We start from the raw sequence: 22040 nt of genomic DNA, 5'->3' as shown, positions 1-22040 counted from the left end.
GGGGAGATCAAAGGGAAAGATCGAGGGGAGCGGGAAGAAGTGCAGGTCCGAGGGCCATCGCCCTCGGGCTCCCAAAATCGGCGACCTCACGGTTCTCGGCCAAGGCAGCGGGACAAAGGTGAGCCAGACAGTTCCGGGAACCCGAGGTCGATGGCCCTCGGAAATTCCCTTTTCTTATCTACTTCAACAGCGTGCGCAGCAGCGTCTCCCACTGCTTCACCGCAGGGTCGAGTGTGGCGAGCGGCAGGCGTTCGTTGAGGCCGTGGGCGAATTCGTCCTTGGGCTCCATGAACACAGCCGAGACGCCGAAGGCGGGAATGTCCTTGGCGCGAAAGTGCATCGAATCGGTCGCGCCAGCGCTCATGCCCGGCACGATGGACAGCGCAGGTGCGCGTTCGTGGACAGCCACCCCGACTGCCTGCATGACATCGCTGCGCAAGGGGCTCTCGATCGATTCGAGCGTGCCGTTGTCCTGGAAGGCAATGGTGATCTCGGGATCGGCGATCACCTGGGCGAGCGTCTCCTGCACGCTGGCGCGCGAGGTGCCGGGAAAGATGCGGCAATTGACGTTGGCGCTGACCGACTGGGGGAGAGCGTTGGGGGCGTGGCCGCCCTCGATCATCGTGGGCACGCAGGTCGTGCGGATGAGGCCGATATATTCGGGCCGCGCGGACAGCGTGGCGGCGGCCTTCGTGTCGGTGGGATCGGCGATGAGCGCGCGCATGGCGGGCGCCACCTCGGCGGGGGCGGCCTCCACACTGCCTTCGAAGTAGGCCCTGGTCAGCGGGCTGACGGTGACCGGGAATTTGTAGGCCCAGATCTTCTCCATGGCCGCGCTCATGGCGGCGATGGCGTTGGTCGCGCCCGGACGCTGGAGTGGCCGCCGGGATCGGTCAGCGTCAGCTTGTAGTCGGCGTAGGTCTTCTCGCCTGCCTGGACCTCGTAGACGAAGGGCCGGCCCGCCGCGTCGAGCGTGCCGCCGCCCGAATCGGCGTTGAGGATGAGATCGACCTTGCCCGCCTCGTGGACGATGGCGCTGGCCATCGCGGCGGTGGTCGCCATCTGGGTTTCCTCGTCGCCCGAGAAGCCGAGCACGATGTCGTGCGCCGGGACCCAGCCTTCGCGGCGCAGCTTCATCATCGTCGCGGCGACGATGGAGAGCCCGGCCTTGTTGTCGAGCGAGCCGCGCCCGAACAGGTAGCCGTCCTCGATCACCGGGGTGAAGGGATCGCGTTCCCAGTCCTCGGGCTTGGCCTCAACGACGTCCATGTGCGCGATGATCGCGGTGACAGGCGCCTTGCGGTCACGGCCCGGGTAGCGGGCGAGGAGGTAGCCGGTTTCGCCCTGGGGCACGAAGGTTACCTCGTCCTCGGCGAATCCGGCGTCGAGCAGGCGTGCCTTGAGCTTTGCGGCGAGCACCGGGACCTGCCTGCGGCCCTGGACGGTGGGAATGGCGACGGCTTCCTGGAGAACGGTGAGCGCTTCGCGGCCCGCGGGCGTCTCGGGCTCCTGGGCCATCGCGGCGGGGGCGCAGAGCGCCAGGGTACTTCCCATCGCGGTACGAAAGGCGAGTGTGTTCAAGCGCATCTTATCCATGTCCCCCATACGTGATCGCGTTGTGAGCGAGCCTGTGTTGTTGCGCGTTCGTGCACTGTGCGCAACGCCAAAGCGGCAAGGCTGTGTGCATGGGACACTCAGGGCATGACAGGGGCGTCCCGATCCGGTATTTCCCGGGGAGTGAGTGATCCTACTTTCGTCCCCGACAGCCAGCAACGTGGCCTCGTCGCGGCCCTGCCGCCGCAGCTTCGCGACTACGCGATGCTGGCCCGATTTGACCGTCCTATCGGCTGGTGGCTGCTGTTTTGGCCCTGCGCGTGGAGCGTGATGCTGGCGGGGGGCGAGCAGCGCCTGGGGCTGATCGCCTGGCTGCTGGTCGGCTCGATTGCCATGCGCGGCGCGGGCTGCGTGCTCAACGACATCGTCGATGCCGACCTCGACCGCAAGGTGGCGCGCACCGCGCAGCGCCCGGTGGCGAGCGGGCGGGTGAGCAAGAAGGCCGCCTGGGGCTGGCTCTTGCTGCTTTGCGCGGTCGGCCTCGTGGTCCTCTTCCAACTGCGCCTTGAAGCGCAGCTGGTGGCGCTGGGCAGCGTGGCGCTCGTCGCAGCCTATCCGTTCATGAAGCGCATTACCTGGTGGCCGCAGGCTTGGCTGGGCCTTGTATTCACCTGGGGCGCGCTGGTCGGCTGGATCGAGGTCCGGCAAGACCAGCTGGGGGCGCTCGCCGCACTCTATGCGGGCTGCATCGTATGGTGCATCGGCTACGACACGATCTATGCGATTCAGGACCGCGAGGACGACGCGCTGGTGGGCATCCGCTCGTCCGCACGGCGTCTCGGCAAGCATGTGCGCGCGGGTGTGGGCGGCTTCTACGCGCTGGCAGTCGCCTTCTGGGGGCTGGCTTTCTGGGCCATGCGTCCCGACTGGGTGGGCATGATGGCGCTGGTGCCGGTTGTCATGCACCTGGGTTTCCAGGTCGTGACGCTCGACACTCGGGACGGCGATAACGCCCTCGCGCGGTTCCGCTCGAACCGGGATCTGGGCTTCGTGATGGTGCTGGCCTGCTGGGTGGTGGGCAACGCCGGGGTCGTCTAGGCGCCTGGCCCCATGTGCAATCTCTACCGCATGACCAGGGGCACCGCGGAGATCGCCGCCCTGTTCGAGGTCCTCCCCGCAGAGGGCGCGAACTTTGCCGAGGACGTCTATCCCGGCTACTCCGGCCTTGTCGTTGCCGAGGGCCGCGCGCAGACGATGACCTGGGGCTTCCCGCTGGTGCTGAAGGGCCGGCAGGGCCAGCCTCTCAAGCCCAAGCCCGTCACCAACGCGCGCGACGACAAGTTGCACACCCGTTTCTGGAAGGACAGCTTCGTCCACCGACGCTGCCTGGTGCCCGTCACTTGCTGGGCCGAGCCGGAGGGCAAGGCGGGGCAGATGACGCGCACCTGGTACGGGATCGAGGGGGTGGACACCTTCGCGGTTGCGGGCCTGTGGCGCGAGAGTCCGGAATGGGGCCGGGTCTACACCCTGGTCATGGCGCCCGCCTGCAAGCAGATGGTCGATGTCCATGACCGCATGCCCGTCCTCCTCCCCCGGCGCGACTGGTCCCGCTGGATCGAGGCCCCGCCAGAAGAGGCTTTTCATCTGTGCGTTACCTCTCCAGCGCCGCTGACGGTAGAGCGAACACGGCGGCTATGGACCGGCGCAGGCGATCTTCCAGCGACAGGCGAAAAGGGCGAGGCGACGGCCGGGGGCGCGGACGAGACCATGCCCCGGCTTCTTTGAGCAACGGCTCATTCATAGCTGACCACCTCGAATTCAATGTGGTCCCAGTCGAAGAAGTAGAAACGCCGTCCCGGTTCGTAATCGCCGTGGTTGAACGGGGTAAGCCCGGCCGCGATCACCACCGCCTCGGCCGCGTCGAGATCGTCTACCACCAGCCCTATGTGGTTGAGCGGTTCGCCCTTGGCAAAGCCTTCGTGCGCTTTGCGGTCGGTATAAAGAGCGATGTAGCTGAACTCCTCGCCGACATGGATCGTCTCGCCGCCGTTGATGGCGGGCCCGCGCCAGCGCTTGTGCCAGCCGAGCAGGCTTTGCAGCAGGCGGGACGAGCGATCGATGTCGCTGACGGTGATGTTGGCGTGCTCCAGACGGCCCCGGGCCATGGCGTTTCTCCTTCTCGTGTCACCGGCGAATCAGCCGGCTTGGAGAAAGTGCAAGTTCAAGTTAGGTTGAAATCAAGCGGGAAATTTGCTTGCTGTGTGAAGGCGGCTGCAGCGGGAAGGGATCGGGCCAAGAAAGACGTCTTTTTCGAGGGGGAATCTCCCCTCGCCCCCCGGAAAATGGCAACCTCACCTTTGTCCACCGAGGCGGCGCGAAAAAGGTGAGCTCGACCGTTTTGGGAGCCCGAGGGCGATGGCCCTCGGATCTTTACCTTTGTTCTTCTCAACTCCCGGAGACCGCGATGCCCAGCTTCATCACCATCGGCGAACTGGCCCGGCGCACGGGCGTGACGACCTCCGCGATCCGTTTCTACGAGGAGAAGGGCCTGCTCCAGGCGCTGCGCACGAGCGGGAACCAGCGGCGTTTCCTGCGCTCGGACATCCGGCGTGTGAGCTTCATCCTCATCGCGCAGAAGCTGGGCCTGCCGCTCGCCGAGATCGAGCGCGAACTGGCGCGCCTGCCACAGGGCCGTACGCCGAGTGCACAGGATTGGGCGCGCATCAGCCGTTCAATGCGCCGTGCGATCGAGGACCAGATTGCGATGCTCGAGCGCACCCGCGACCGGCTTGATGGGTGCATTGGCTGCGGGTGTCTGAGCCTTGCCAAGTGCCAGCTCTACAACGCTGAAGACGTGAAAGGGCGCGAAGGTCCGGGGCCCCGGCTGGTTTTGGCAAGCGACTGATGCACCATGAAAAAGGGCCGCGCCTTGGCGCAGCCCTTCTATTGCGGTCTGTCGGGCGCAGCCTCAGATGTCCGGCGCGTCCTCGTTGGTGAAGTTCTGCCAGTCGGGGGTAATGAACTTCTCGTCGATCAGCGTGCGCTGGTAGCAGATGCCGTCGCGGAACCACTGCCAGGTGCGCGAGCGGTGGGTGCGCGCGTCGTTGTTCTGGATCATCTCGTAGAGGTAGATGCCCGGCTCGTTCTTGCGGGTCCAGTTCAGGCAGGTCGAGCGGTTGTAGTCGTCGGGCTTCATCTCGGCAGCCCAGCCCTTGATGAGGTCGTTGTCCCACCAGATGCGGCCATCCTTGTAGACGGCGGGGAAGTCGCGCACGTCCTTGCGGCCGTCTTCCCAGAAATAGTAGTTGGTCTGGTGGTAGTGATCGACGCCGTCCTTGTGGATCAGGCGGCAGATCAGGCGCGACTTGTGCTGGTCGACGAGTTCGCCGGTCTTGGCATCGTAGTAGCGGTACCAGCCTTCCCACACGCCTTCGTTCGAGGCGAGGATCGGCATGGCTTCACGCACGCCGGGCTGGTTGATCAGGTCGGTCACGGGGTACTCTCCTTCCGGGGGATCGTTCGGCCCGCCGGCGGGGCTACGCGGACGGGGCCGGACTGTTCTTGCGCGAACGCGGTGCCGGGGGAGAGCCCCTTGCGGGGCTATCCGGCGTGCGATCAATTGGTATGCCATTAAGCCAATTTATCGCACGGGCAAGCGTTTTGGGGAAAGGATGGAAGGATATTTCCGAGGCCATGGGGCGATGGCCCCCTGTGCCCTCTTTTCGTCTACTCCGCGGCGAGCAATTCCTCCGCTCCGCCCAGATCCACGCTGACCAGGCGCGAGACGCCCTTTTCGACCATCGTGACCCCGAACAGGCGGTGCATCCGGCTCATCGTTACCGCGTTGTGGGTGACGATCAGGTAGCGAGTCTGCGTCTCGCGGGTCATGGCATCGAGCAGATCGCAGAAGCGTTCGACATTGGCATCGTCGAGCGGGGCGTCGACCTCGTCGAGGACGCAGATCGGGGCGGGGTTTGTGAGGAAGAGCGCAAAGACGAGCGCAACCGCGGTCAGCGCCTGTTCGCCGCCCGAAAGCAGCGTGAGCGATTGCAGCCGCTTGCCCGGCGGCTGGGCGTAGATCTCGAGGCCCGCTTCGAGGGGATCGTCCGAATCGATGAAGGCCAGGTGCGCGTTGCCGCCCATGAACAGCTGGGTAAAGAGACGCTGGAAGTGCGCATCGACCGCTTCGAACGCGGCGCGCAGGCGCTCGCGTCCCTCGCGGTTGAGATTGCCGATCGAGCCGCGCAGGCGCGTGACCGCCTCGGCCAACTCTTCCTTCTCGCTCACCGATGTGCCCAGCTGCGCTTCGGCCGCGGCGAGTTCGTCGGCCGCGACGAGGTTGACCGGGCCGATCCGCTCGCGCTCGGCGGCGAGCTTTTCCAGCTGTGCGTTCTCGATTTCGGCGGAGCCTACCTCGTCGGCGGTAAAGGCGTAGCGTTCCGCCAACACCGGGGGCGGGCACTGGAAGCGCTCGCCTGAAAGGCGGGCGAGTTCCACGCGGCGCGCGTCCTCGTTCTCGGCGCGCGCGTTGGCCCCGGCGCGCGCTTCGCGGGCGCTGGCGAGCTCCTCCTGCGCGGCGGCGAGCGCGGTGTCGGCGGCCTTGGCAGCCTCCTGCGCCGCCTCCACGGCCTCTTCGGCATGGGTGAGGTCGCCTGCGAGCCGGGTGCGGACCGCTTCGGCCTCGGCGATCTGGTCGTGGAGCGCGTCCGGCTTGGCGGCGACGATGCGCCGTTCGGTCTCGATCTCGTCGAGCCGCCCGGCCATCTGCGCGAGGCGTGAGGCGGCATCGCCTGCCCGCGTCTGCCAGTTGCGGATGTCGCTGGCGTGCGCGGCGTGCCTCTCGCGCGCGACGGCGAGAGCCTGGTCGTGCGCGGCGAGCTGGGCGGTCGCGGCCTGGTGCGCTTCGCGCGCCTCGGCGTTGCGGGTGCGGGCGGCTTCAAGTGCGGCGCGGCCCGCCTCGGGATCAGGGAGGTCCGCGCGTTTTGTCTGGGCTTCAGCGAGCTCGGCCTCGGCGGCTTCGCGGCGGTGGGTGAGGTCTTCGAGGCCCGTCGCGAGCTCGGCGGCACGGGCGGCGTGGCGTTCGCGCGCGGCCTCGGCCTGATCGACGCGGCGCAGGGCGGCGCGTTCGGCGTTGGTGGCCTCGGCGACCGTGCGTTCGGCGGCCACGATGTCGCTCTGGAGGGCGGAGAGCGCGGCCTGCGCGTCTTTTTGCTGCGTTTCGGCGGACGTGACGGCCGCGCGCAAGGGGGGCAGACGCTCTTTCAGTTCGGCGAGCCGGTTTTCCGCTTCGAGCCGGGCAGCTTCGGCCCCGCCTTCGCCGCGCGCGATAAAGCCGTCCCAACGCCTGAGCACGCCGCCCATCGTCACCAGCCATTCGCCCGGCGCGAGCGCGCGGCCATCGTCCTCAGGCGCAACATGGACGAGCGCGAGTCGGGCGGCCAGTTCCTCGGGGTATTCGGGAACGTGGGCGGCGAGGCTGTCGGCTACGGCAGCGGGGGCCACAGCCCCGCTCCAGAAACGGCCTTCGGCTCCGTCCACGAGCCCGAGCGGCACCTTGGCGTCGCGCCCCAGCACGGCGGCGAGCGCGCGTTCGTAGCCGGGCTCGGCGCGCAGGGCGTCGATCGCGCGGGGCAGGCCATGCGCGGCCTTGGCGCCCTTGGCGCGGGCCTCGCGGTCGCGCACGAGGGCGGCGTGCTCGCGCTCCACGCCGGTAAGGTCGGCCCGGGCGCCCGCGAGAGCGGAGGCGGCCGCATCGCGCTCGGCCTGCAGTGCGCTCTTGCGCTGACCCAGCGCTTCCAGCGCGGCGCGCGCGTCGGCCAGCTCGGCGCTGGCCGCCTCGGCTTCGGCGCGGGCGGTGGCGAGGGCGGCCTTGGGGTCGTCTTCCAGCGCGAGGGCGGTGCGCTGCTGCTCCAGCTTTGCAGCCTCGGCGGCAAGCCGGTCGAGGCGGTCTTGCGCCTGCTCCAGTTCGGCCGCAGCGATGCGCCATTCGGCATCGACCCCGGCCTGCGCGGCGGTGGCCTGCGCGAGGTCGAGTTCGGCGCTGCGGGCGGCACGCTCCGCCCCTTCGAGCGCGTTGGCAAGGCGCGGGCGCAGGGCCTCGTTCTCGGCTAGTTTCGCGGCGCCCTCGGACAGGTCCGTCTCCAGTTTCGCCAGCGCTTCGGCGGCTTCGCGCGTGACACGGTCGGCGTGGTCGCGATCTTCCTCCAGCCGGGCTTTCTGGCGTTTGAGGTCTGCGCGCCGCTCCTCGGCCGTGTTCAACTGGTTTGTGAGGGTGGAAAGACGGTGGGCCTGGGCCTGGACGTCGTCGCGCCGGTCGGTTTGCTCGTCGCGCGCGGTGACAAGGTTTTGCGCGGCGGCGCCTTGCGCTTTTTGCGCCTCGAACGCGGCGCGCTGGGCGGCGCCGACGCGGGTGTCGGCGGCCTCGGCCTCCCTCTTCGCGGTCTCGGCGGCGGCGGCGGCATCGCGCCAGCGGGCGTAGAGGAGGCGCGCCTCGGCGTGACGGATCTGCTCGGAGATCTGCTTGTAGCGTTCGGCCGCCCTGGCCTGGCGACGCAGGCCGGCAACCTGCTTGTCGAGGCCGGCCATGATGTCCTCGAGCCGGGCGAGGTTGGTCTCGGTCGCGCGCAGCTTCTGTTCGGCGTCCTTGCGGCGCACGTGGAGGCCCGAGATCCCGGCCGCGTCTTCCAGCATCGCGCGGCGCTCGGCGGGCCTGGCGGCGACGACCGCCGCGATCCGGCCCTGGCTGACCAGAGCGGGGCTGTGCGCGCCGGTGGCAGCGTCGGCAAAGATGAGGGCGACGTCCTTGGCGCGCACGTCGCGCCCGTTGACGCGGTAGGCCGAACCCGCGCCGCGCTCGATCCGGCGCACAACCTCCAATTCCTCGCTGTCCTTGGTTCGGGCCTGGAGGACGACTTCGGCAAAGGCGCGCGCCGGGCGTCCCGATGTGCCCGCGAAGATCACGTCCTCCATGCCGCCGCCGCGCATCGACTTGGGCGAGCTTTCGCCCATGACCCAGCGCAGCGCTTCGAGAAGATTGGACTTGCCGCAGCCGTTCGGGCCCACGACGCCTGTCAGGCCGGGCTCGATGTAGAGTTCGGAAGGTTCGACGAAGCTCTTGAAGCCGGTGAGCTTGAGACGCCGGAAATGCATGGCGGCCCTACGCCCGCAGGGGGCAGGGAAGGACCGCCCGTGGCATCAGCGCGCGCCGGCCTGCTGCAGCTTGGCTTCGAGCGGTTCCCACTCCATCGAGCCGACGTTGGCGCCGTTGATGAAGAAGGTGGGAGTGCCGGTGATGTTCTTTTCCTTGCCGGCCTTATCGGTCTGGTCGGCGAAGGCTTGCGCGGTTTCGGTCTTGGCGAGGCACTGCGCGCCCTGCTCCCTGGAAATCCCGCGCGAGGCGAAGAAGTCGGTCATGCCCGAGGCTTCGGCGAGCGCGGCGAATTGCTTGTCGCGCGGCATCGCGCCGATCTGCTGGAGCTTTTCCTCGCCCGCGCTTTGCAGGTTCTCGAACATGTTGGCCTGCCAGGCCCAGAACTGCTCCGCCAGCGGGATCACCGCCTCGTCCGGGCCGCAGGTGGCGAGCATCGTGGCCGAAAAGTCATAGGGGTTGAGCATGAAGAAGCGGATCTCGTAGCTGACGCGGCCGCTCTTGATGTAATCATCGCGCAGGTCCGCGAAGCTCTCCTTGGCGAACTGGGCGCAGTGCGAGCACGACAGCGCACCATATTCGACCAGCTTGATCGGCGCCTCGGGGTTGCCCATGCGGTAGCCGCCGTCCTCGGTCTTGCTGATGACGCTGGCCCATTCGGTGCCCTCGGGCGGCGCGATGGTGGCGAGCGCCTCGCTGGCGACCGGCGCTTCGCTCTCGGCGGCCTTGTCGCCGCAGGCCGCGAGGCCAAGAGCGAGCGGGGCCACGAAGAGGCCGAGGGCGATCTTGCGCAGGGCAGGGGAAGTCATGTGTCGCGAATCCTTGGTTGATGAAGCAGTCTGGCAGAAACCGGACGCAAGGTTGAGGGGCGCGCAGTCCCCCCCAGCCATCTATGCACAGTTGGGGGCACAGTTGGGTGCGGAAGGCGCCGGGGTCAGATCTGCCCGGCGGTGCTGGCGGCGAGCGCCTTGGAGATCGCGGCGGACATGTCCTTCCACTGCGTTGCCTGGAGCGGGCCACCCATCGGGTTCTGGAGGACCTTGCCGTCCTTCGTGGCGTAGAGGACTTTGCCGTTGATGACGATCCCGGGCGTTCCGGTCAGCTTCAACTGCGAAGCGGCGTTATGCTGGGCCATGACCTTGTCGAGCTGGGCCGTGTCGGCCAGGCACTGGTCGGCCTGGCTGCGGGTGACGCCGAAGTGCTCGACCTTTTCGTAGAAGCCCAGATCGCTGGCGATCGCGCGCAGGCGTTGGGGCAGTTCGCCTTCGGCCCAGCGCTTGCGCTGGACTTCGCTGGCCGATGCCGCCTTGGGCAGCCAGGTGTCCTGCGAGGCGAGGAAGGCGTTGTGGCGCACGAAGAAGGTCTTGGGATCGCCGCACGAGGTAAGAAGGGCAATGGTGATGTCGACGGGGTTGCGCACAAGGTTCGAGACGGTGAGCGCGACCTTGCCCTGGGGGATTGCGGTGGTGCGCAGGACCGGATCGGCCTCGCGGTGAAGCGCGGCGCAGTGCGAGCAGGTGTAGCTGATGTACTCGGTCACCTTCACCGGCGCGGCGGGGTTGCCCAGCGTATGGCTGCCGTTGCCGGTGACGGTGACCTGCCCGTTGCGGTTGGTCTTGCCTTCGGCGGCACTGGCGGGTGTCGGCGCGGCAAGGCTGCCTGCCGCCAGCGCGGCCGCGCTCAGCGCGAAAAGGGAGAGAGTCTTGGTCGCAGGTGTCATGTCTCGTCGTTCCGTTCGGCTTTGGCGCCCATGCTGCGGGCCAGCGATTCCAGCACCGCGCGCAGTTCCGGATCCCCGATGTCGCGCAGCGATTCGCCCAGCTCGTAGGGGACTGGTTTGAGCGAAGGCGGCGCGGCGCGGCTCTGGGTGGCAGGCGGCGGCTTAACCTCGCCTTGCCGGATCTTGACCTTGGCGACCGCCTTGTAGCCGAAAAAGCGGTTCACTCGGTCCATGATCTCGGGAATGACGTGCTGGATCAGCGTGGCGTGGGCGGGCTTGACCACCAGCTGCAGGATACCGTCGCACTTCTCGCCCGGCGGGAAGCGGATTGCCTCGGGCGTGCAGACGCGGGCGTGGCGCGCGCCCACGATCTCGGGCCAGCGCGTCACCACGCTCGACTGCATGAAGCCGAAGCGGCGAAAGGCGGTGCGCCCGACATTGGGCATGAGGTCGCTGATCGCGCGGGCCTGTCCGCCGCGCGCGCGCTCGAAGGTCTTTGGTGCGGCCCTAGACCGGGCTTGGCCCTTGGTCTTGCTTGGCGTCTTGTCCACGGTGCTGTCCAAAGTTTTGCTTCGCCTTTTTGCGCAATTTGTGCCGTTCCCTTGCGCGCCCTCCAATGCCATAGGGGGCGCATGGACGCCAGCCGCGAAACCACCGCCGAGCGACTTCTCGACTGGTACGATGCACACGCCCGCACGCTGCCCTGGCGCGCGCCGCCCGGAAGCCCCGCGCCCGATCCCTACCGCGTCTGGCTTTCCGAAGTCATGCTCCAGCAGACCACGGTGGCTGCAGTAAAGGAATACTTCGCCAAATTCACCCGGCTGTGGCCGAGTGTGGCCGATCTTGCCGCCGCGCCGGACGAGGAGGTCATGGCCGCCTGGGCGGGGCTGGGCTATTACGCCCGGGCCCGCAACCTGCTCGCCTGCGCGCGCGAGGTGGCTGCGCGGGGCGGGACTTTTCCCAAGACCGAGGCCGAGCTGCGCACGCTTCCCGGGCTTGGCCCCTATACCGCCGCAGCGGTTGCCGCGATTGCCTTTGGTGCGCGCGCGGTCGTGGTCGATGCCAATGTCGAGCGCGTCGTCTCGCGGCTCTTTTCGATCAAGACCCCGCTGCCCGCCAGCCGTCCCGAGATCCGCGAGCGCGCCGACGAAATAACGCCCGATGCCCGTGCGGGCGATTTTGCGCAGGCGATGATGGACTTGGGCTCGGGTATTTGCACGGTGCGCGGGCCCAAGTGCCTGCTTTGCCCGCTCTCGGACACCTGCGCCGCGCGGGCTTCGGGCGACCCTGCGCGCCTGCCGGTCAAGGCTCCCAAGAAGGCGAAACCCACCCGTACGGGCCGCGCCTTCTGGATCGAGGCGCGGATCTCTGGCGAAGACCATGTCTGGCTGGTGCGCCGCGCGGGCAAGGGGATGCTGGGCGGTATGCGCGCGCTTCCGGACGATGGCTGGGCCGCGCGTCAGGACGGCCATGGCGTGGATCTGGCCGAGGGGCCATGGGAGCCGGCGGGCCGTGTCTCCCATGTCTTCAGCCACTTCGCGCTGGACCTGCACCTTGCCATCCACGCCGGAGCTAGCCCGCCCGAAGACCTGGGCGAAGGCGAATGGTGGCCGCTCGAGAAGCTGGATGAAGCCGGGCTCCCCACGCTCTTTGTTAAGGCCGCGCGGCTGGCTCTGGCCCACATGGGAGAGGATGCATGAGACACGAGGTTGAGGGCATGCAGCACGCGCTCGACCGGCGCCGTCTTCTCATGCTGGGCGCGGCCGCCGGACTGGGCGCGCCGCTGCTCCCCCGGCTGGCGCTTGCCGCGCAGGACCGCGACCTGCTCCCCCGCGTGCGCGCCGTCCTCGCGCGCTGGACCGGGCCGGGACGCTTTCCCGGCATGATCGCGACGCTGGGCCTTCCCGGGCAGGCGCCCGAATACGTCCTCTCGGGCATGCAGAGCTTTACTGAAGATACCGCGATGCGGCCCGACAGCCTCTTTCGCATCTACTCGATGACCAAGCCGGTCACCGGCATGGCCGCGATGCAGCTGATCGCCGATGGCCTGCTCGGCCTTGATCAACCCCTGCACGAAATTCTGCCCGAATATGCGAACATGAGGGTGCAGGACCGCTACGACGGTTCACTGGATGAGTTGCACGACGCGCCCCGCGCAATCACCATCCGCCACCTCCTCACCCACACCGCAGGCCTCGGCTACACTATCGTTCAGAAGGGGCCGATCAAGGGTCTGATGGAGGACAAGGGCCTGATCCCGGGGCAGGTCAGCCGCATGAAGGTGCCGGGTATCTTTGCCGGCGAGACGGTAGGCAGCCTCGACCTCTTTGCCTCGCGGCTGGCGCAGGTCCCGCTGGTGGCCGATCCGGGTACGAAGTGGATCTACTCGATGGGGCTCGATCTTGTGGGCCGGGTGATCGAGGTGGTCTCGGGCCTTTCCTTCGACAGGTACCTGAGCAAGGTGATCTTCGCGCCCGCGGGCATGGAGAGCACCGCCTTCCAGGTCCCGCGCGAGGAGGCGGGGCGCCTGACCACCAACTACGGGGCGCTCGGCGAGGGGCTCGTACCTATCGATAAGGGTGAGGACTCGATCTACCTCGATCCCCCGCCGTTTCCCTTCGGCGGGGCGGGGCTGGTCAGTACACCGGCCGACTATGACCGCTTCCTGCGCCTTCTGGCCCAGTTTGGCGAACTGGACGGGCGGCGCATCCTTTCCGAACTCGCCGTGCGCACGGGCACTCGAAACCTCCTGCCCGACGGTGTCGCTGGGCCCGTCACGCAAGGGCGACCATCCGGCTTCGGCGCGGGCGGACGCGTTGGCATGGGGCCCGAGAGCGGCATGTTCGGCTGGTCGGGCGCGGCTGGAACGGTGGCCATGGTCGACATGGCCAAGGGGCTTCGCTCGCAGATTTTCGTCCAGTTCATGCCGCCCGAGGCCAGCCGCCTGCTTCCCGAATTCCAGTCGGCGCTCAAAGCCGACGTGACCGCGCTCCTGGAGAGAACCTGACATGTCCGCCCGCCTCGCCACCATCCCCATCGCGCCGATTGCCTACGCCGGATCGCCGCTCGACCGGGCCGACCACATCCGCTCCAATCCCGAGGCGCTCGCCCGGCTACGCGGACCGGGCGCGCGGGTGCTGCTGCTCGACGGGCTCGACCCACTGCTGAGCTCGCACGACACGCTGCGCTGGGGCGATCTCGATGCCGTGTCGCCCGAGGCCGAACTGGTGTTCCTGGGGCTGGAAGGCGAAGGCGGCGACCGCCGCGCCTGTTTTGCGCCTGTCCCTGTCGTCCAGCCGGGTGAAACCCCGCACGCAGGGCCAGCCAGCTGGAGCGCGATGGCCGTGCTTAGCCACGAAGAACTGGCGATCTACGGTGGAGCCCGCGCGCTCGTCGGCTGGCACGCACGGCACCGCTTCTGCGCGCAGTGCGGCAGCGAAACCGTGCTCAACAAGGGCGGCTGGCAGCGCTCCTGCACCTCTTCGGTCTGCGGCGTGCCCCATTTTCCGCGCGTCGATCCGGTCACGATCATGTCGGTCGAGCACGAGGACCGGCTGCTCCTGGGCCGCCAGCCGCGCTTCCCCGAAGGGCGCTACTCCGCACTCGCCGGATTCGTCGAACCGGGCGAGACGGTGGAAGAGGCGGTCGCGCGCGAGGTATTCGAGGAAGCAGGCGTGCGCGTCCATGACGTGACCTACATCGCCAGCCAGCCCTGGCCCTTTCCCTCTTCGCTGATGATCGCCTGCCACGCGGTGGCCGAAGACGACGCCATCACCATGGATGAGACCGAACTCGACGATGTGCGCTGGTTCACCCGCGCCGAAGTCGAGCAAGCCGTCGCGGCCAAGACCGAGAGCGGCGAGGCAGGCCTCGCCTTCGATGCCCCTTCGCAAAGCGCGGTGGCCTATCTTCTGCTCAAGTGGTGGCTGGATCGCGGGCCGGTGCAATGATCGGGAAAGGCGTGAAGCTCCAGGGAAGGCAATAGTAGGAAGTTTTTAAAGAGGCCATCGCCCCTTGAACGCAAAATGGACGACCTTGCCATTCTCGGCCAACGTAGCGCGTGGAAGGTGAGGCCGACAATTTGGGGAGCCGGAGGGCAATGGCCGTCGGAATCATCCTTCTGACTCATTGATTTCGTCCTGAAATTCGGCTTCCCGATGTTCGACGACGTTCTCAGACCAGCCCCAGCTTCATCAGTTCGCGCGCCAGCTTGGGGGGCATGATGTCGCCGCTGTCCTCGCCATCGGTGAGGTCGCGCGGGGCGTCCTCGTCCTTGAGGTAGCGCCAGCCCTGGTGCGCGCGCTTGGGCTTGGTGACGACCGGGATCAGCCGGGGTTCGAGGCGGATGTCCCAGCGCCCGTCGCTTTCGCGCTGTTCGAAGCCCAGGATCGGTGAGCGTCCGATGAGCGCGTGCTCGAAGATCCAGTAGAGCGAGCCGCCCACCATTTCGGCCTGCCGCTTGGGCACGTAGCGGGTGGTGAGTCGCGCCTCGCCCAGTGGCGCGTGGCTTTCCAGCCAGCCGCGCAGGTCGGCAGGGCTCTGGGCGGCAAAGGCAATCTTCGTCAGGTGCAGCGGCATGACAGGCTAGATAGGGAGGATGGGCCCGAACGCCAACACGCAACGTGCGTGCGCGCTTAGCCGACCAGTCCGGACATCGTGGCAAGGCCGAGGAAGACGAGGAAGCCCATCGAATCGGTCGTCATCGTCACGAAGACCGAGGACGAAATCGCCGGGTCTGCCTTGAGCCGTTCGAGCGTCAGCGGGATCAGCACGCCCGCCATCCCGGCAATCACGATGTTGGTCATCATGGCCGCGGCGATCACCCCGCCCAGCATCGGGTTGCCGAAGATCAGCGAGACCGCGATGCCGATGATGACGGCGACCGTGCCGCCGTTGAGGAGCGCGATGGTCATCTCGCGCCGGACCGCGCGCCAGGCGTTACTGGGGGTAAGCTGGTTCATCGCGAGCGCGCGCACGGTCACGGCCAGCGTCTGCGTGCCCGCGTTGCCGCCCAGCCCCGCGACGATCGGCATCAGCGTGGCGAGCGCGACCATGGCCGCGATGGTGTCCTCGAACATGGCGATGACCGCCGAGGCGAGCGTGGCCGTGAGGAGGTTCGCGATGAGCCAGCGCACGCGCCCCGACCAGGCATCGCGGATCGGCTCGTTGATGTCGCCATCGCCTGCCCCGGAGAGGAGGAGGGCGTCCTCGCCCGCCTCCTCGGAAATGATGTGGACCACGTCGTCGACCGTGATCTGGCCGATGAGGCGGCCCGAGGTGTCGACCACCGCGGCCGAGATCAGTGCGTACTTCTGGAAACGCAGCGCGACTTCTTCCTGGTCCATATCGACCGGGATCAGCGTCTGCTCGCGCTTCATCACGTCGTAGAGCGGGATGTTGCGCGGGCAGCGCAGGATCCAAGACAGGACGCAGGTGCCGATCGGGCGGTGCATCGGATCGACGATGAACACTTCCCAGAACTCGGTCGGCAGTTCGCGGTGTTCGCGCAGGAAGTCGATGAGGTCACCGACCGTCATCGTCTCGGGCACGGCCACGAACTCGCGGCTCATCATGCGCCCGGCGGACTCGTCGGGGTAGGACAGCGCCGATTCGATGGCCGCGCGGTCTTCCGGCTCCATTTCGGCCAGGACCGCGCGCTGGTTGTCCTCGTCGAGGTCCTCCAGCATCGCGACGGCATCGTCGGTGTCGAGCTCGCCCGCAAAGCCCGCGACGACTTCGGCGGGCAGCGTTTCGACGAGGAGCTCGCGCACCCAGTCGTTCAGCTCCGCGATGACCTCCACGCCCATGAGGTCGCGGATCGAGCGTGCGAGCACCGGGCGCTCGTCGGCATCGACGAGCTCGAAAAGGTCGGCAATGTCGGCGGGGTGCAGCGGTTCGACCAGTTCGTAGACCCGGTCGAAGTCTTCCTCCCACAAGGCATCCTTGACCGCGCGGACGTAGTCGGCCTTGAGGCGGTTGTCCTCATCGAGGCTTTCGCTCTCGGTTTCGGGCTCACCGTCCGGATCCTCGGGAAATTCGGACGCATCAAGCTTCTCGTCGCGCAGATCTGCGTCCTCGATCCGTTCGTCCTTGAGATCCGTATCGCTCATGGGGCGGGTCTACGCGGCAATTTCGCAATTGCAACAGTCCACCCCGGCGCGGATGAATTTCGTGCACGCTGGCCGCGCGGAACGTGACAATGGCGCACCATCGCCTATATCGGGGCCGGTTCCCATGGCGCCCGCCCCCGCGCGGGCTGCCAGCACACCTAACGGCCCGCATCCGCGCGGCGACAGGAGTTTTCGATGGCTGATGAATTTCTCACCTTCACGCTCGACACCGGCAACGGCGAGGGCGGCGACGTCAAGATCAAGCTGCGCCCCGACCTGGCCCCCGGTCACGTCGAGCGCATCAAGGAGCTGACCTCGGAAGGTTTCTACGACGGTATCCTCTTTCACCGCGTGATCCCCGGCTTCATGGCGCAGGGCGGCTGCCCCAATGGTACCGGCATGGGCGGTTCGGAGAAGCCGGACCTGCAGGCCGAGTTCAGCGCCGAGCCGCATGTGCGCGGCGTGTGCTCGATGGCCCGCACCAGCTACCCGCACTCGGCGAACAGCCAGTTTTTCATCTGCTTCGACGATGCGCGCTTCCTCGACAAGCAGTACACCGTCTGGGGTGAAGTGGTCGAAGGCATGGATCACGTCGACGCGCTGCCCAAGGGCGAGCCGCCGCGTGAGCCCGGCAAGATCGTGAAGGCCGCGCTTTCGTAAGATTGCGGGCCGATTTTGCTCCCTTGTGAGGGTGCGGACACACTGAAAAAGGGCGCTTCCTCTTGAGGGAGCGCCCTTTTTTCGTGGGCGTGATCCAGAACACACCCCTGCGGCGAATCGCTTGATACCATCGCGCCTTGATGGAGGGTGTGATGAGCAGCGAACGGGTGGCGGTGCACATATGCGCAGAGGATCGCAGGGTCGGGCGAGAGGAGCGCCCCGGTCCCGTGATCCCCTGGGAAGACTATGCGCCCGGCTGGGCCCTGCTGGGCTTCATGGCCTACGTCTTCATCGTGCGTCTGTTCGACACCGACCACATGCTGGCCTGGCGGGTCTCGCACGAGGCGCTCGGCGAGGGGCAGCTGGCGACTTTGCAGATGCACATGTTTGCCCATGCGTCCGCGCTGCACTTCGCGATCACGGCCTTCGCCTTCGTGCCGCTGGCCGCGCTGGCGGTGTATCGACTGGGCGGAGGGCTGTCCGCCTGGCTGCGCCTTGGCTTGCTCTTCGAGGCAAGCGGGCTGGCCGGGGGGGTGGCCTATCTTGCGCTCCACCGCGCCGGTGGCGAGGGCCTGCTGGGCGCCTCGGGCGTGGTGTTCGGGCTGATCGGCTTTCTCGCCCGGCACAAGGCGATGAGTGCGGGTGTGGGCGAGGTCTGCTCGGTCGCGACGGGGCGCCAGGTGCTGGCCATGGCGCGGACCCACATTTGGGCGGTCTGCGCGCTGGGCGGGGTGCCGGTGCTTTTCGGGGGCGCCTCGGGACTGGCCTGGGAGGCCCATCTGGGCGGCTTTGTTACCGGGTTCCTGCTCGCCCCGGTCCTGGTGGCACTGGGCGCGCTGGGCAGGACGGGCGCTTGCGGCGAAGGATAGGCCGACGGGCCGGATCGCGCTGATCCGGCCTGACGGGCGTGAGGGGGGCTTGTGAAGTTCGGGCCGTGGCCAGGACGTTTTAGAGGCCGGCCTGTTGCAGCCACTCGTGGAACATGCGCACGGGACGCGTTTCAAGCGCCTTGGGGCGGCACACAAACCAGTAGCGGTAGGGGCTTTCCACGTCGATGTCGTAAAGGCGCGCGAGGCGGCCGTCATTCGAGCGGCGGAAGTGGTCGTCGTGCATGATCGCGATGCCCAGCCCCTGCGCGGCGGCTTCGAGCACGAGCTGGCCGGAGTCGAACTTGTCGACCGAGGCGGGCTCCAGATCCGGCAGGCCGATCGCCTTCTTCCACGCATCGAGGCTGTCGGGCAGGTCCTGATGGATGAGGAAGGTCTGCTTGGAGAGCTTGTCCTTGTCCGGGCGCGGTCCAAGGTCGTTGGCCATATCGCGCGAGACGATACCGTAGACCTTGTTGTGGTCGAGCTGGACACGGTAGAAGGCCGGGTCCGGTTCCTTGGCCAGGATCACGGCGGCATCGAGCGTGTCGCCCACGCGCGCTTCCAGATGCGTGCCGGTGTCGATGTCGATGTGCAGGCGCGGGTGCAACTTGCGCAGCTCGGGCAAGCGCGGGAACAGGCGCTGGCCACCGAACAGCGAAGGCACGCCCAGGTGCAGGCGCAGGACCTGGCCACGGTCGATCTGCGATTCCACCGCCTCGGCCAGCTCTTCGAGCTTGGGGCCGACGACGTTGTAGAAGGCCTGGCCTTCGTCGGTCAGCTTCATCGCCTGGTGCTGACGGGTGAACAAACGCTTGCCGGTGAAGTCCTCGAGAGCGGCGACACGGCGGGAGAGGGCGGACGGACTGAGCGCGAGCTCGTTCGCGGCGGCCTTGGCGGATCCTAGGCGGACGACGCGGACGAACGCTTCAAGCGCGCGCAGTGGGGGAAGTCGACGTACAGGCAATGTCTCGGGTCTTTTCGCTTCGGTTCACCGCCCGCGGGAGTGCGACGGTGTGCATGGGTACTCTCAGTCTTCCTCTCGGACGGGCTCTTCGAGAGGCGGGTGGAGGCGAAGCCTCGTGACGTGCCGCTCGTTGCCGTCGGTAATTTCTATGCGCCAGCCACTGTCGTGCTCCAGGATCGTGCCGACCTGGGGGACCTGCTCGGCGAGGACGAACGCCAGGCCGCCCAGAGTATCCACGGCTTCCTCGATCTCGGCAAGGCGCGGGTCGATACGCTCGGCCACGTCCTCGAGTTCGGCGCGCGAATCCGCGTCCCAGACCCCATTCTCGAGCGGCACCAGCCACTCTTCGGCGGCCTCGTCGTGCTCGTCCTCGATGTCGCCGACGATTTCCTCGACGAGGTCCTCGATGGTGATGATGCCGTCGGTGCCGGTGTATTCATCGATGACGACGGCCAAGTGCACGCGCTGCGCGCGCATGTCGGCCAGCACGTCGAGCGCGCCGCGTGCCTGGGGTACGAACAGCGGCCGGCGCAGCAGGCTTGTCCAGTCGGCCGGGGCCGGCTCCCCGCGCGCAAGGATCGGGAACACGTCCTTGATGTGGATCATGCCCTTCACGTCATCGAGCGATTCGCCATAGACAGGCAGGCGCGAATGGCCGTGCTCGGCAAAGGCCTCGACCACTTCGTCGAAGCTGGCCGAGGCGGCGATCGCCACGATCTCGCCGCGCGGGATCGCGATGTCGTCGGCATCGTGCTCGGAAAAGTGGAGGAGGTTGCGCAGCATCTGGCGCTCAAGCGGCGACAGGTCGCCGCTGGGCGCCCCGTTCGCGTCGGTCTCGCCCTCATGGTTGTTGATGACGTCTTCCAGCTGCGCGCGCAGCGACTGGTCGGCGTCCCCCTGGAACAGTTTGCGGAATGCACGCCAGAGCGTGCCGGTACTGTCCCCGTCTCCTGGGTCGGTGTGGCGGCCATTTTCGGCCATCGTGATTGGGTATCCCTCGAAGGTTAGTTGCGGTCCCCATATGGGTCGGCAATGGCAAGAATCGCAAGTGCCTTTGTTTCGAGCGCCTCCATGGCCTCGGCGTCGGCGTCGGAAATCTCATGGTCGAGGCCCGCCAGGTGCAACAGGCCGTGAATCAGGAGATGAGTAGCATGATCTTGAATGGAAACGCCTTTTTCGCTTGCTTCGCGCGCGCAGGTCTCTGCGGCGAGGGCAATGTCACCCAGCATTTCGGGCGGGCCGTCTTGCTGTAAATTCAACAGTTCGACACGTTCCAGCATGGGGAAGGAAAGGACGTTGGTGGGCTTGTCCTTGGCGCGCCACTCGCGGTTGAGCGTGTGCACCTGCGAATCCGAAGTGAACAGAACGCTGGTCAGCAGCCGTTCGTGGCCCAGCTCGGGAGCTACCTGGACAAGCGCCTCGAGCGCCCGTTCGGCCAGGTCCACCCAATCGGTGTCGCCGGGCCAGGGTGCTTCGATGTCGATCTCGAGTTCCATCGCCGCCCCTTAGCGCTCCGAAGCGCCGGGGTCGAGCGGGGAAAAGCGGGAAATCGGCCAATTTGCAATCGGTATTGCATGCCGCGTGTCACGCCAATGTGCGAAGCGCAAGGCAATATTGCGGGCCGAAAGGTCCGTGCGCAAACTGCAAGGGCGCCTGGCAGGTGGCAGGGAAGAGACGTTCCCAGGGCCATCGCCCTCTGGCTCCCCAAACTGTCTGGCTCACCCTTGTCGCACCGCGTTGGCCGAGGATAGTGAGGTCGCCAATTTTGGGAAAGGGGTGATGCCCCCTTGAGATCGTGTACTCCTTCCTTTCTTAGCCCTCGTCGTACTGCGAAAGCGGTCCCTCATAGGCTTCGACGATTCGGCCCACGATGGGGTGGCGCACCACGTCAGCGGCCGAGAAGCGGGTGACGGCAATCCCGTCCACGCCTTCGAGCTTGGTCACGGCATCGGCAAGGCCCGACATGCGGTCGCCACCGGGGATGTCGACCTGCTTGGGGTCGCCGCACACCACCATACGGCTGTTCTGGCCGAAGCGGGTGAGAAACATCTTCATCTGCTCGCGCGTGGTGTTCTGCGCCTCGTCAAGGATGACGAAGGCATCGGCGAGCGTGCGCCCGCGCATGAAGGCGATCGGGGCGATCTCGATCTCGCCGCTGGCGAGGCGCCGTTCCACCTGCTCGGGCGGCATGCAATCATAGAGCGCGTCGTAGAGCGGGCGCAGGTAGGGATCGACCTTGTCCTTCATATCGCCGGGCAGGAAGCCCAGCTTTTCGCCCGCCTCGACCGCCGGGCGCGAGAGGATCAGACGCTGGACCGAGCCGGTCATCAGTTGCGAGACGGCCTGGGCGACCGCAAGGTAGGTCTTGCCCGTGCCCGCCGGGCCGAGCGCGAAGATCACGTCCGATTTCGACAGCGCGCGCATATATTCGATCTGGGTGGTGGAGCGCGGCACGATGGTCTTGCGCCGAGTGCGAATCATGATCGGCGGGCCCTTGCCGCCGTTGTCGGCATCGCCGGTGATGATGCCATCGAGAGTAGGTTCGGCCGACATCGAGATGAGCGCCTCGATTGCGCCCGAATCGAGCTCCTGGTGGCCCTGTTCGAGCTGCCGGTACATGCCGGTCACCGTTTCGCGCGCGCGGGCGACGGCGTCCTCGGGTCCCTCGATCTGGATCTTGTTGCCGCGCGCGGCAATGTAGACGCCGAGACGGTTCTCCACCTGCACGAGATTGGAATCGAACTGTCCGAACAAAGCCCCCAGCAGCGTGGGTTCGTCGAATTCCACTTCGACACGGGCGCGACGGTGGGTGTCGGGCCTCAGGTGCACCGTATCGTCGTCGGCGCGGGCTGCTTTACGGGCCATGCGTTCCTTTCTGATGAGGATGGTTTGCTTCCAAGGCGAAAGATGGCCCTGTGCGCGTCCGCTTGCAAGAGGGGGCAGGGCGCAGGGGGTGTTGGCGGTGGAAAAGAATCCGCTCTGAAAGTCCTTTCGGAGCATCGCTGAAGCAGCGCAA

At 67.1% G+C, this 22040-nt stretch carries 22 protein-coding genes; 8 read left to right on the top strand and 14 right to left on the bottom strand.

The window, feature by feature from the left end; genetic code table 11:
- Nucleotides 1-178: 178 nt before the first annotated feature.
- Entirely contained in the window at nucleotides 179-829 is a 651-nt protein-coding gene (locus FMM79_RS12100) for a M20/M25/M40 family metallo-hydrolase (protein ID WP_162528499.1), read from the bottom strand.
- 8 nt (nucleotides 830-837) lie between these two features.
- Nucleotides 838-1581, bottom strand: coding sequence for a M20/M25/M40 family metallo-hydrolase (locus tag FMM79_RS12095; RefSeq protein WP_162528498.1), 744 nt, complete (start codon nucleotides 1579-1581; stop codon nucleotides 838-840).
- Between the two features lie 120 nt (nucleotides 1582-1701).
- Here FMM79_RS12095 and ubiA point away from each other — a divergent pair, with 120 nt between their 5' ends.
- Together ubiA and FMM79_RS12085 are read left to right on the top strand one after the other, a co-directional pair.
- Nucleotides 1702-2652: a 4-hydroxybenzoate octaprenyltransferase gene (gene ubiA / locus FMM79_RS12090; RefSeq protein WP_148627725.1), complete on the top strand. Its 951-nt coding sequence runs from the start codon at nucleotides 1702-1704 to the stop codon at nucleotides 2650-2652.
- Nucleotides 2653-2664: 12 nt separating this feature from the next.
- Nucleotides 2665-3339, top strand: coding sequence for an SOS response-associated peptidase (locus FMM79_RS12085; protein WP_148627724.1), 675 nt, complete (start codon nucleotides 2665-2667; stop codon nucleotides 3337-3339).
- 8 nt (nucleotides 3340-3347) lie between these two features.
- Here FMM79_RS12085 and FMM79_RS12080 read toward each other — a convergent pair whose 3' ends face one another.
- Nucleotides 3348-3719: a VOC family protein gene (locus FMM79_RS12080; RefSeq protein WP_148627723.1), complete on the bottom strand. Its 372-nt coding sequence runs from the start codon at nucleotides 3717-3719 to the stop codon at nucleotides 3348-3350.
- A 299-nt stretch (nucleotides 3720-4018) separates the two neighbouring features.
- On the opposite strand from FMM79_RS12080, the gene soxR reads away from it, so the two are divergent.
- A complete protein-coding gene (gene soxR / locus FMM79_RS12075) occupies nucleotides 4019-4459 on the top strand; it encodes a redox-sensitive transcriptional activator SoxR (RefSeq protein ID WP_148627722.1) in 441 nt (146 codons plus the stop codon).
- Nucleotides 4460-4522: 63 nt separating this feature from the next.
- Here the strand turns inward: soxR and FMM79_RS12070 are convergent, their stop codons facing one another.
- From FMM79_RS12070 to FMM79_RS12050, 5 genes are all read right to left on the bottom strand, one after another.
- On the bottom strand, nucleotides 4523-5047 hold the full coding sequence (locus FMM79_RS12070) for a DUF3598 domain-containing protein (RefSeq protein ID WP_148627721.1): 525 nt from the start codon (nucleotides 5045-5047) through the stop codon (nucleotides 4523-4525).
- 233 nt (nucleotides 5048-5280) lie between these two features.
- Nucleotides 5281-8703 carry an AAA family ATPase gene (locus tag FMM79_RS12065; RefSeq protein WP_148627720.1) on the bottom strand — a complete coding sequence of 1141 codons (3423 nt, stop codon included), beginning with the start codon at nucleotides 8701-8703 and terminating at the stop codon, nucleotides 5281-5283.
- A 45-nt stretch (nucleotides 8704-8748) separates the two neighbouring features.
- Complete coding sequence (locus FMM79_RS12060; protein WP_148627719.1) at nucleotides 8749-9510, bottom strand: thioredoxin domain-containing protein; 762 nt, start codon at nucleotides 9508-9510, stop codon at nucleotides 8749-8751.
- A gap of 125 nt (nucleotides 9511-9635) precedes the next feature.
- The gene (locus FMM79_RS12055) at nucleotides 9636-10421 is read right to left on the bottom strand and encodes a thioredoxin domain-containing protein (protein ID WP_148627718.1); all 786 of its coding nucleotides are present in this window, start codon (nucleotides 10419-10421) and stop codon (nucleotides 9636-9638) included.
- Nucleotides 10418-10972 (bottom strand): DUF721 domain-containing protein, encoded by a 555-nt coding sequence (locus FMM79_RS12050; protein ID WP_240339135.1) that lies wholly within the window; start codon nucleotides 10970-10972, stop codon nucleotides 10418-10420. The genes FMM79_RS12055 and FMM79_RS12050 overlap by 4 nt, the downstream gene beginning before the upstream one ends.
- Before the next feature lie 81 nt (nucleotides 10973-11053).
- Here FMM79_RS12050 and FMM79_RS12045 point away from each other — a divergent pair, with 81 nt between their 5' ends.
- From FMM79_RS12045 to nudC, 3 genes are read left to right on the top strand one after another with little or no spacing between them, the layout of a single operon-like run.
- Complete coding sequence (locus FMM79_RS12045; protein ID WP_148627716.1) at nucleotides 11054-12121, top strand: A/G-specific adenine glycosylase; 1068 nt, start codon at nucleotides 11054-11056, stop codon at nucleotides 12119-12121.
- Complete coding sequence (locus FMM79_RS12040; protein ID WP_148627715.1) at nucleotides 12118-13428, top strand: serine hydrolase; 1311 nt, start codon at nucleotides 12118-12120, stop codon at nucleotides 13426-13428. The genes FMM79_RS12045 and FMM79_RS12040 overlap by 4 nt, the downstream gene beginning before the upstream one ends.
- Nucleotide 13429: 1 nt before the next feature.
- Complete coding sequence (gene nudC, locus FMM79_RS12035; RefSeq protein WP_148627714.1) at nucleotides 13430-14371, top strand: NAD(+) diphosphatase; 942 nt, start codon at nucleotides 13430-13432, stop codon at nucleotides 14369-14371.
- Nucleotides 14372-14594: 223 nt separating this feature from the next.
- Here the strand turns inward: nudC and FMM79_RS12030 are convergent, their stop codons facing one another.
- On the bottom strand, nucleotides 14595-14999 hold the full coding sequence (locus FMM79_RS12030) for a DUF1489 family protein (protein WP_148627713.1): 405 nt from the start codon (nucleotides 14997-14999) through the stop codon (nucleotides 14595-14597).
- Between the two features lie 56 nt (nucleotides 15000-15055).
- Entirely contained in the window at nucleotides 15056-16531 is a 1476-nt protein-coding gene (gene mgtE, locus FMM79_RS12025) for a magnesium transporter (RefSeq protein WP_148627712.1), read from the bottom strand.
- A gap of 195 nt (nucleotides 16532-16726) precedes the next feature.
- Between mgtE and FMM79_RS12020 the strand changes: the two genes are divergently transcribed.
- Both FMM79_RS12020 and FMM79_RS12015 read left to right on the top strand, forming a co-directional pair.
- Nucleotides 16727-17191, top strand: coding sequence for a peptidylprolyl isomerase (locus tag FMM79_RS12020; RefSeq protein ID WP_148627711.1), 465 nt, complete (start codon nucleotides 16727-16729; stop codon nucleotides 17189-17191).
- Between the two features lie 152 nt (nucleotides 17192-17343).
- Nucleotides 17344-18060, top strand: coding sequence for a rhomboid family intramembrane serine protease (locus tag FMM79_RS12015; protein ID WP_162528497.1), 717 nt, complete (start codon nucleotides 17344-17346; stop codon nucleotides 18058-18060).
- A gap of 79 nt (nucleotides 18061-18139) precedes the next feature.
- Here FMM79_RS12015 and FMM79_RS12010 read toward each other — a convergent pair whose 3' ends face one another.
- The 4 genes from FMM79_RS12010 to FMM79_RS11995 all read right to left on the bottom strand — a co-directional run bounded on the left by FMM79_RS12010 (nucleotide 18140) and on the right by FMM79_RS11995 (nucleotide 21889).
- On the bottom strand, nucleotides 18140-19024 hold the full coding sequence (locus tag FMM79_RS12010; RefSeq protein WP_148627709.1) for a LysR substrate-binding domain-containing protein: 885 nt from the start codon (nucleotides 19022-19024) through the stop codon (nucleotides 18140-18142).
- A 63-nt stretch (nucleotides 19025-19087) separates the two neighbouring features.
- Nucleotides 19088-20005 carry a hemolysin family protein gene (locus FMM79_RS12005; protein WP_148627708.1) on the bottom strand — a complete coding sequence of 306 codons (918 nt, stop codon included), beginning with the start codon at nucleotides 20003-20005 and terminating at the stop codon, nucleotides 19088-19090.
- Between the two features lie 23 nt (nucleotides 20006-20028).
- Nucleotides 20029-20520: an rRNA maturation RNase YbeY gene (gene ybeY / locus FMM79_RS12000; RefSeq protein WP_148627707.1), complete on the bottom strand. Its 492-nt coding sequence runs from the start codon at nucleotides 20518-20520 to the stop codon at nucleotides 20029-20031.
- A gap of 316 nt (nucleotides 20521-20836) precedes the next feature.
- Nucleotides 20837-21889: a PhoH family protein gene (locus FMM79_RS11995; protein WP_148627706.1), complete on the bottom strand. Its 1053-nt coding sequence runs from the start codon at nucleotides 21887-21889 to the stop codon at nucleotides 20837-20839.
- Nucleotides 21890-22040 lie beyond the last annotated feature (151 nt).

Origin of the sequence: Novosphingobium sp. BW1 (assembly GCF_008107685.1) — a bacterium.
Taxonomy (GTDB): Bacteria; Pseudomonadota; Alphaproteobacteria; order Sphingomonadales; family Sphingomonadaceae; genus Novosphingobium.
The sequence above is the reverse complement of the archived record's forward strand: the minus strand, read 5'-3'. Positions and strand labels throughout refer to the sequence as shown.

What these genes read in the sequence shown, in the direction of transcription:
- FMM79_RS12100 (WP_162528499.1), bottom strand. Translation starts at nt 829, where the DNA reads ATGGAGAAGATCTGGGCCTACAAATTCCCGGTCACCGTCAGCCCGCTG.
- ubiA (WP_148627725.1), top strand. Translation starts at nt 1,702, where the DNA reads ATGACAGGGGCGTCCCGATCCGGTATTTCCCGGGGAGTGAGTGATCCT.
- FMM79_RS12085 (WP_148627724.1), top strand. Translation starts at nt 2,665, where the DNA reads ATGTGCAATCTCTACCGCATGACCAGGGGCACCGCGGAGATCGCCGCC.
- FMM79_RS12080 (WP_148627723.1), bottom strand. Translation starts at nt 3,719, where the DNA reads ATGGCCCGGGGCCGTCTGGAGCACGCCAACATCACCGTCAGCGACATC.
- soxR (WP_148627722.1), top strand. Translation starts at nt 4,019, where the DNA reads ATGCCCAGCTTCATCACCATCGGCGAACTGGCCCGGCGCACGGGCGTG.
- FMM79_RS12065 (WP_148627720.1), bottom strand. Translation starts at nt 8,703, where the DNA reads ATGCATTTCCGGCGTCTCAAGCTCACCGGCTTCAAGAGCTTCGTCGAA.
- FMM79_RS12060 (WP_148627719.1), bottom strand. Translation starts at nt 9,510, where the DNA reads ATGACTTCCCCTGCCCTGCGCAAGATCGCCCTCGGCCTCTTCGTGGCC.
- FMM79_RS12055 (WP_148627718.1), bottom strand. Translation starts at nt 10,421, where the DNA reads ATGACACCTGCGACCAAGACTCTCTCCCTTTTCGCGCTGAGCGCGGCC.
- FMM79_RS12045 (WP_148627716.1), top strand. Translation starts at nt 11,054, where the DNA reads ATGGACGCCAGCCGCGAAACCACCGCCGAGCGACTTCTCGACTGGTAC.
- FMM79_RS12040 (WP_148627715.1), top strand. Translation starts at nt 12,118, where the DNA reads ATGAGACACGAGGTTGAGGGCATGCAGCACGCGCTCGACCGGCGCCGT.
- nudC (WP_148627714.1), top strand. Translation starts at nt 13,430, where the DNA reads ATGTCCGCCCGCCTCGCCACCATCCCCATCGCGCCGATTGCCTACGCC.
- FMM79_RS12030 (WP_148627713.1), bottom strand. Translation starts at nt 14,999, where the DNA reads ATGCCGCTGCACCTGACGAAGATTGCCTTTGCCGCCCAGAGCCCTGCC.
- mgtE (WP_148627712.1), bottom strand. Translation starts at nt 16,531, where the DNA reads ATGAGCGATACGGATCTCAAGGACGAACGGATCGAGGACGCAGATCTG.
- FMM79_RS12020 (WP_148627711.1), top strand. Translation starts at nt 16,727, where the DNA reads ATGGCTGATGAATTTCTCACCTTCACGCTCGACACCGGCAACGGCGAG.
- FMM79_RS12015 (WP_162528497.1), top strand. Translation starts at nt 17,344, where the DNA reads ATGAGCAGCGAACGGGTGGCGGTGCACATATGCGCAGAGGATCGCAGG.
- FMM79_RS12005 (WP_148627708.1), bottom strand. Translation starts at nt 20,005, where the DNA reads ATGGCCGAAAATGGCCGCCACACCGACCCAGGAGACGGGGACAGTACC.
- ybeY (WP_148627707.1), bottom strand. Translation starts at nt 20,520, where the DNA reads ATGGAACTCGAGATCGACATCGAAGCACCCTGGCCCGGCGACACCGAT.
- FMM79_RS11995 (WP_148627706.1), bottom strand. Translation starts at nt 21,889, where the DNA reads ATGGCCCGTAAAGCAGCCCGCGCCGACGACGATACGGTGCACCTGAGG.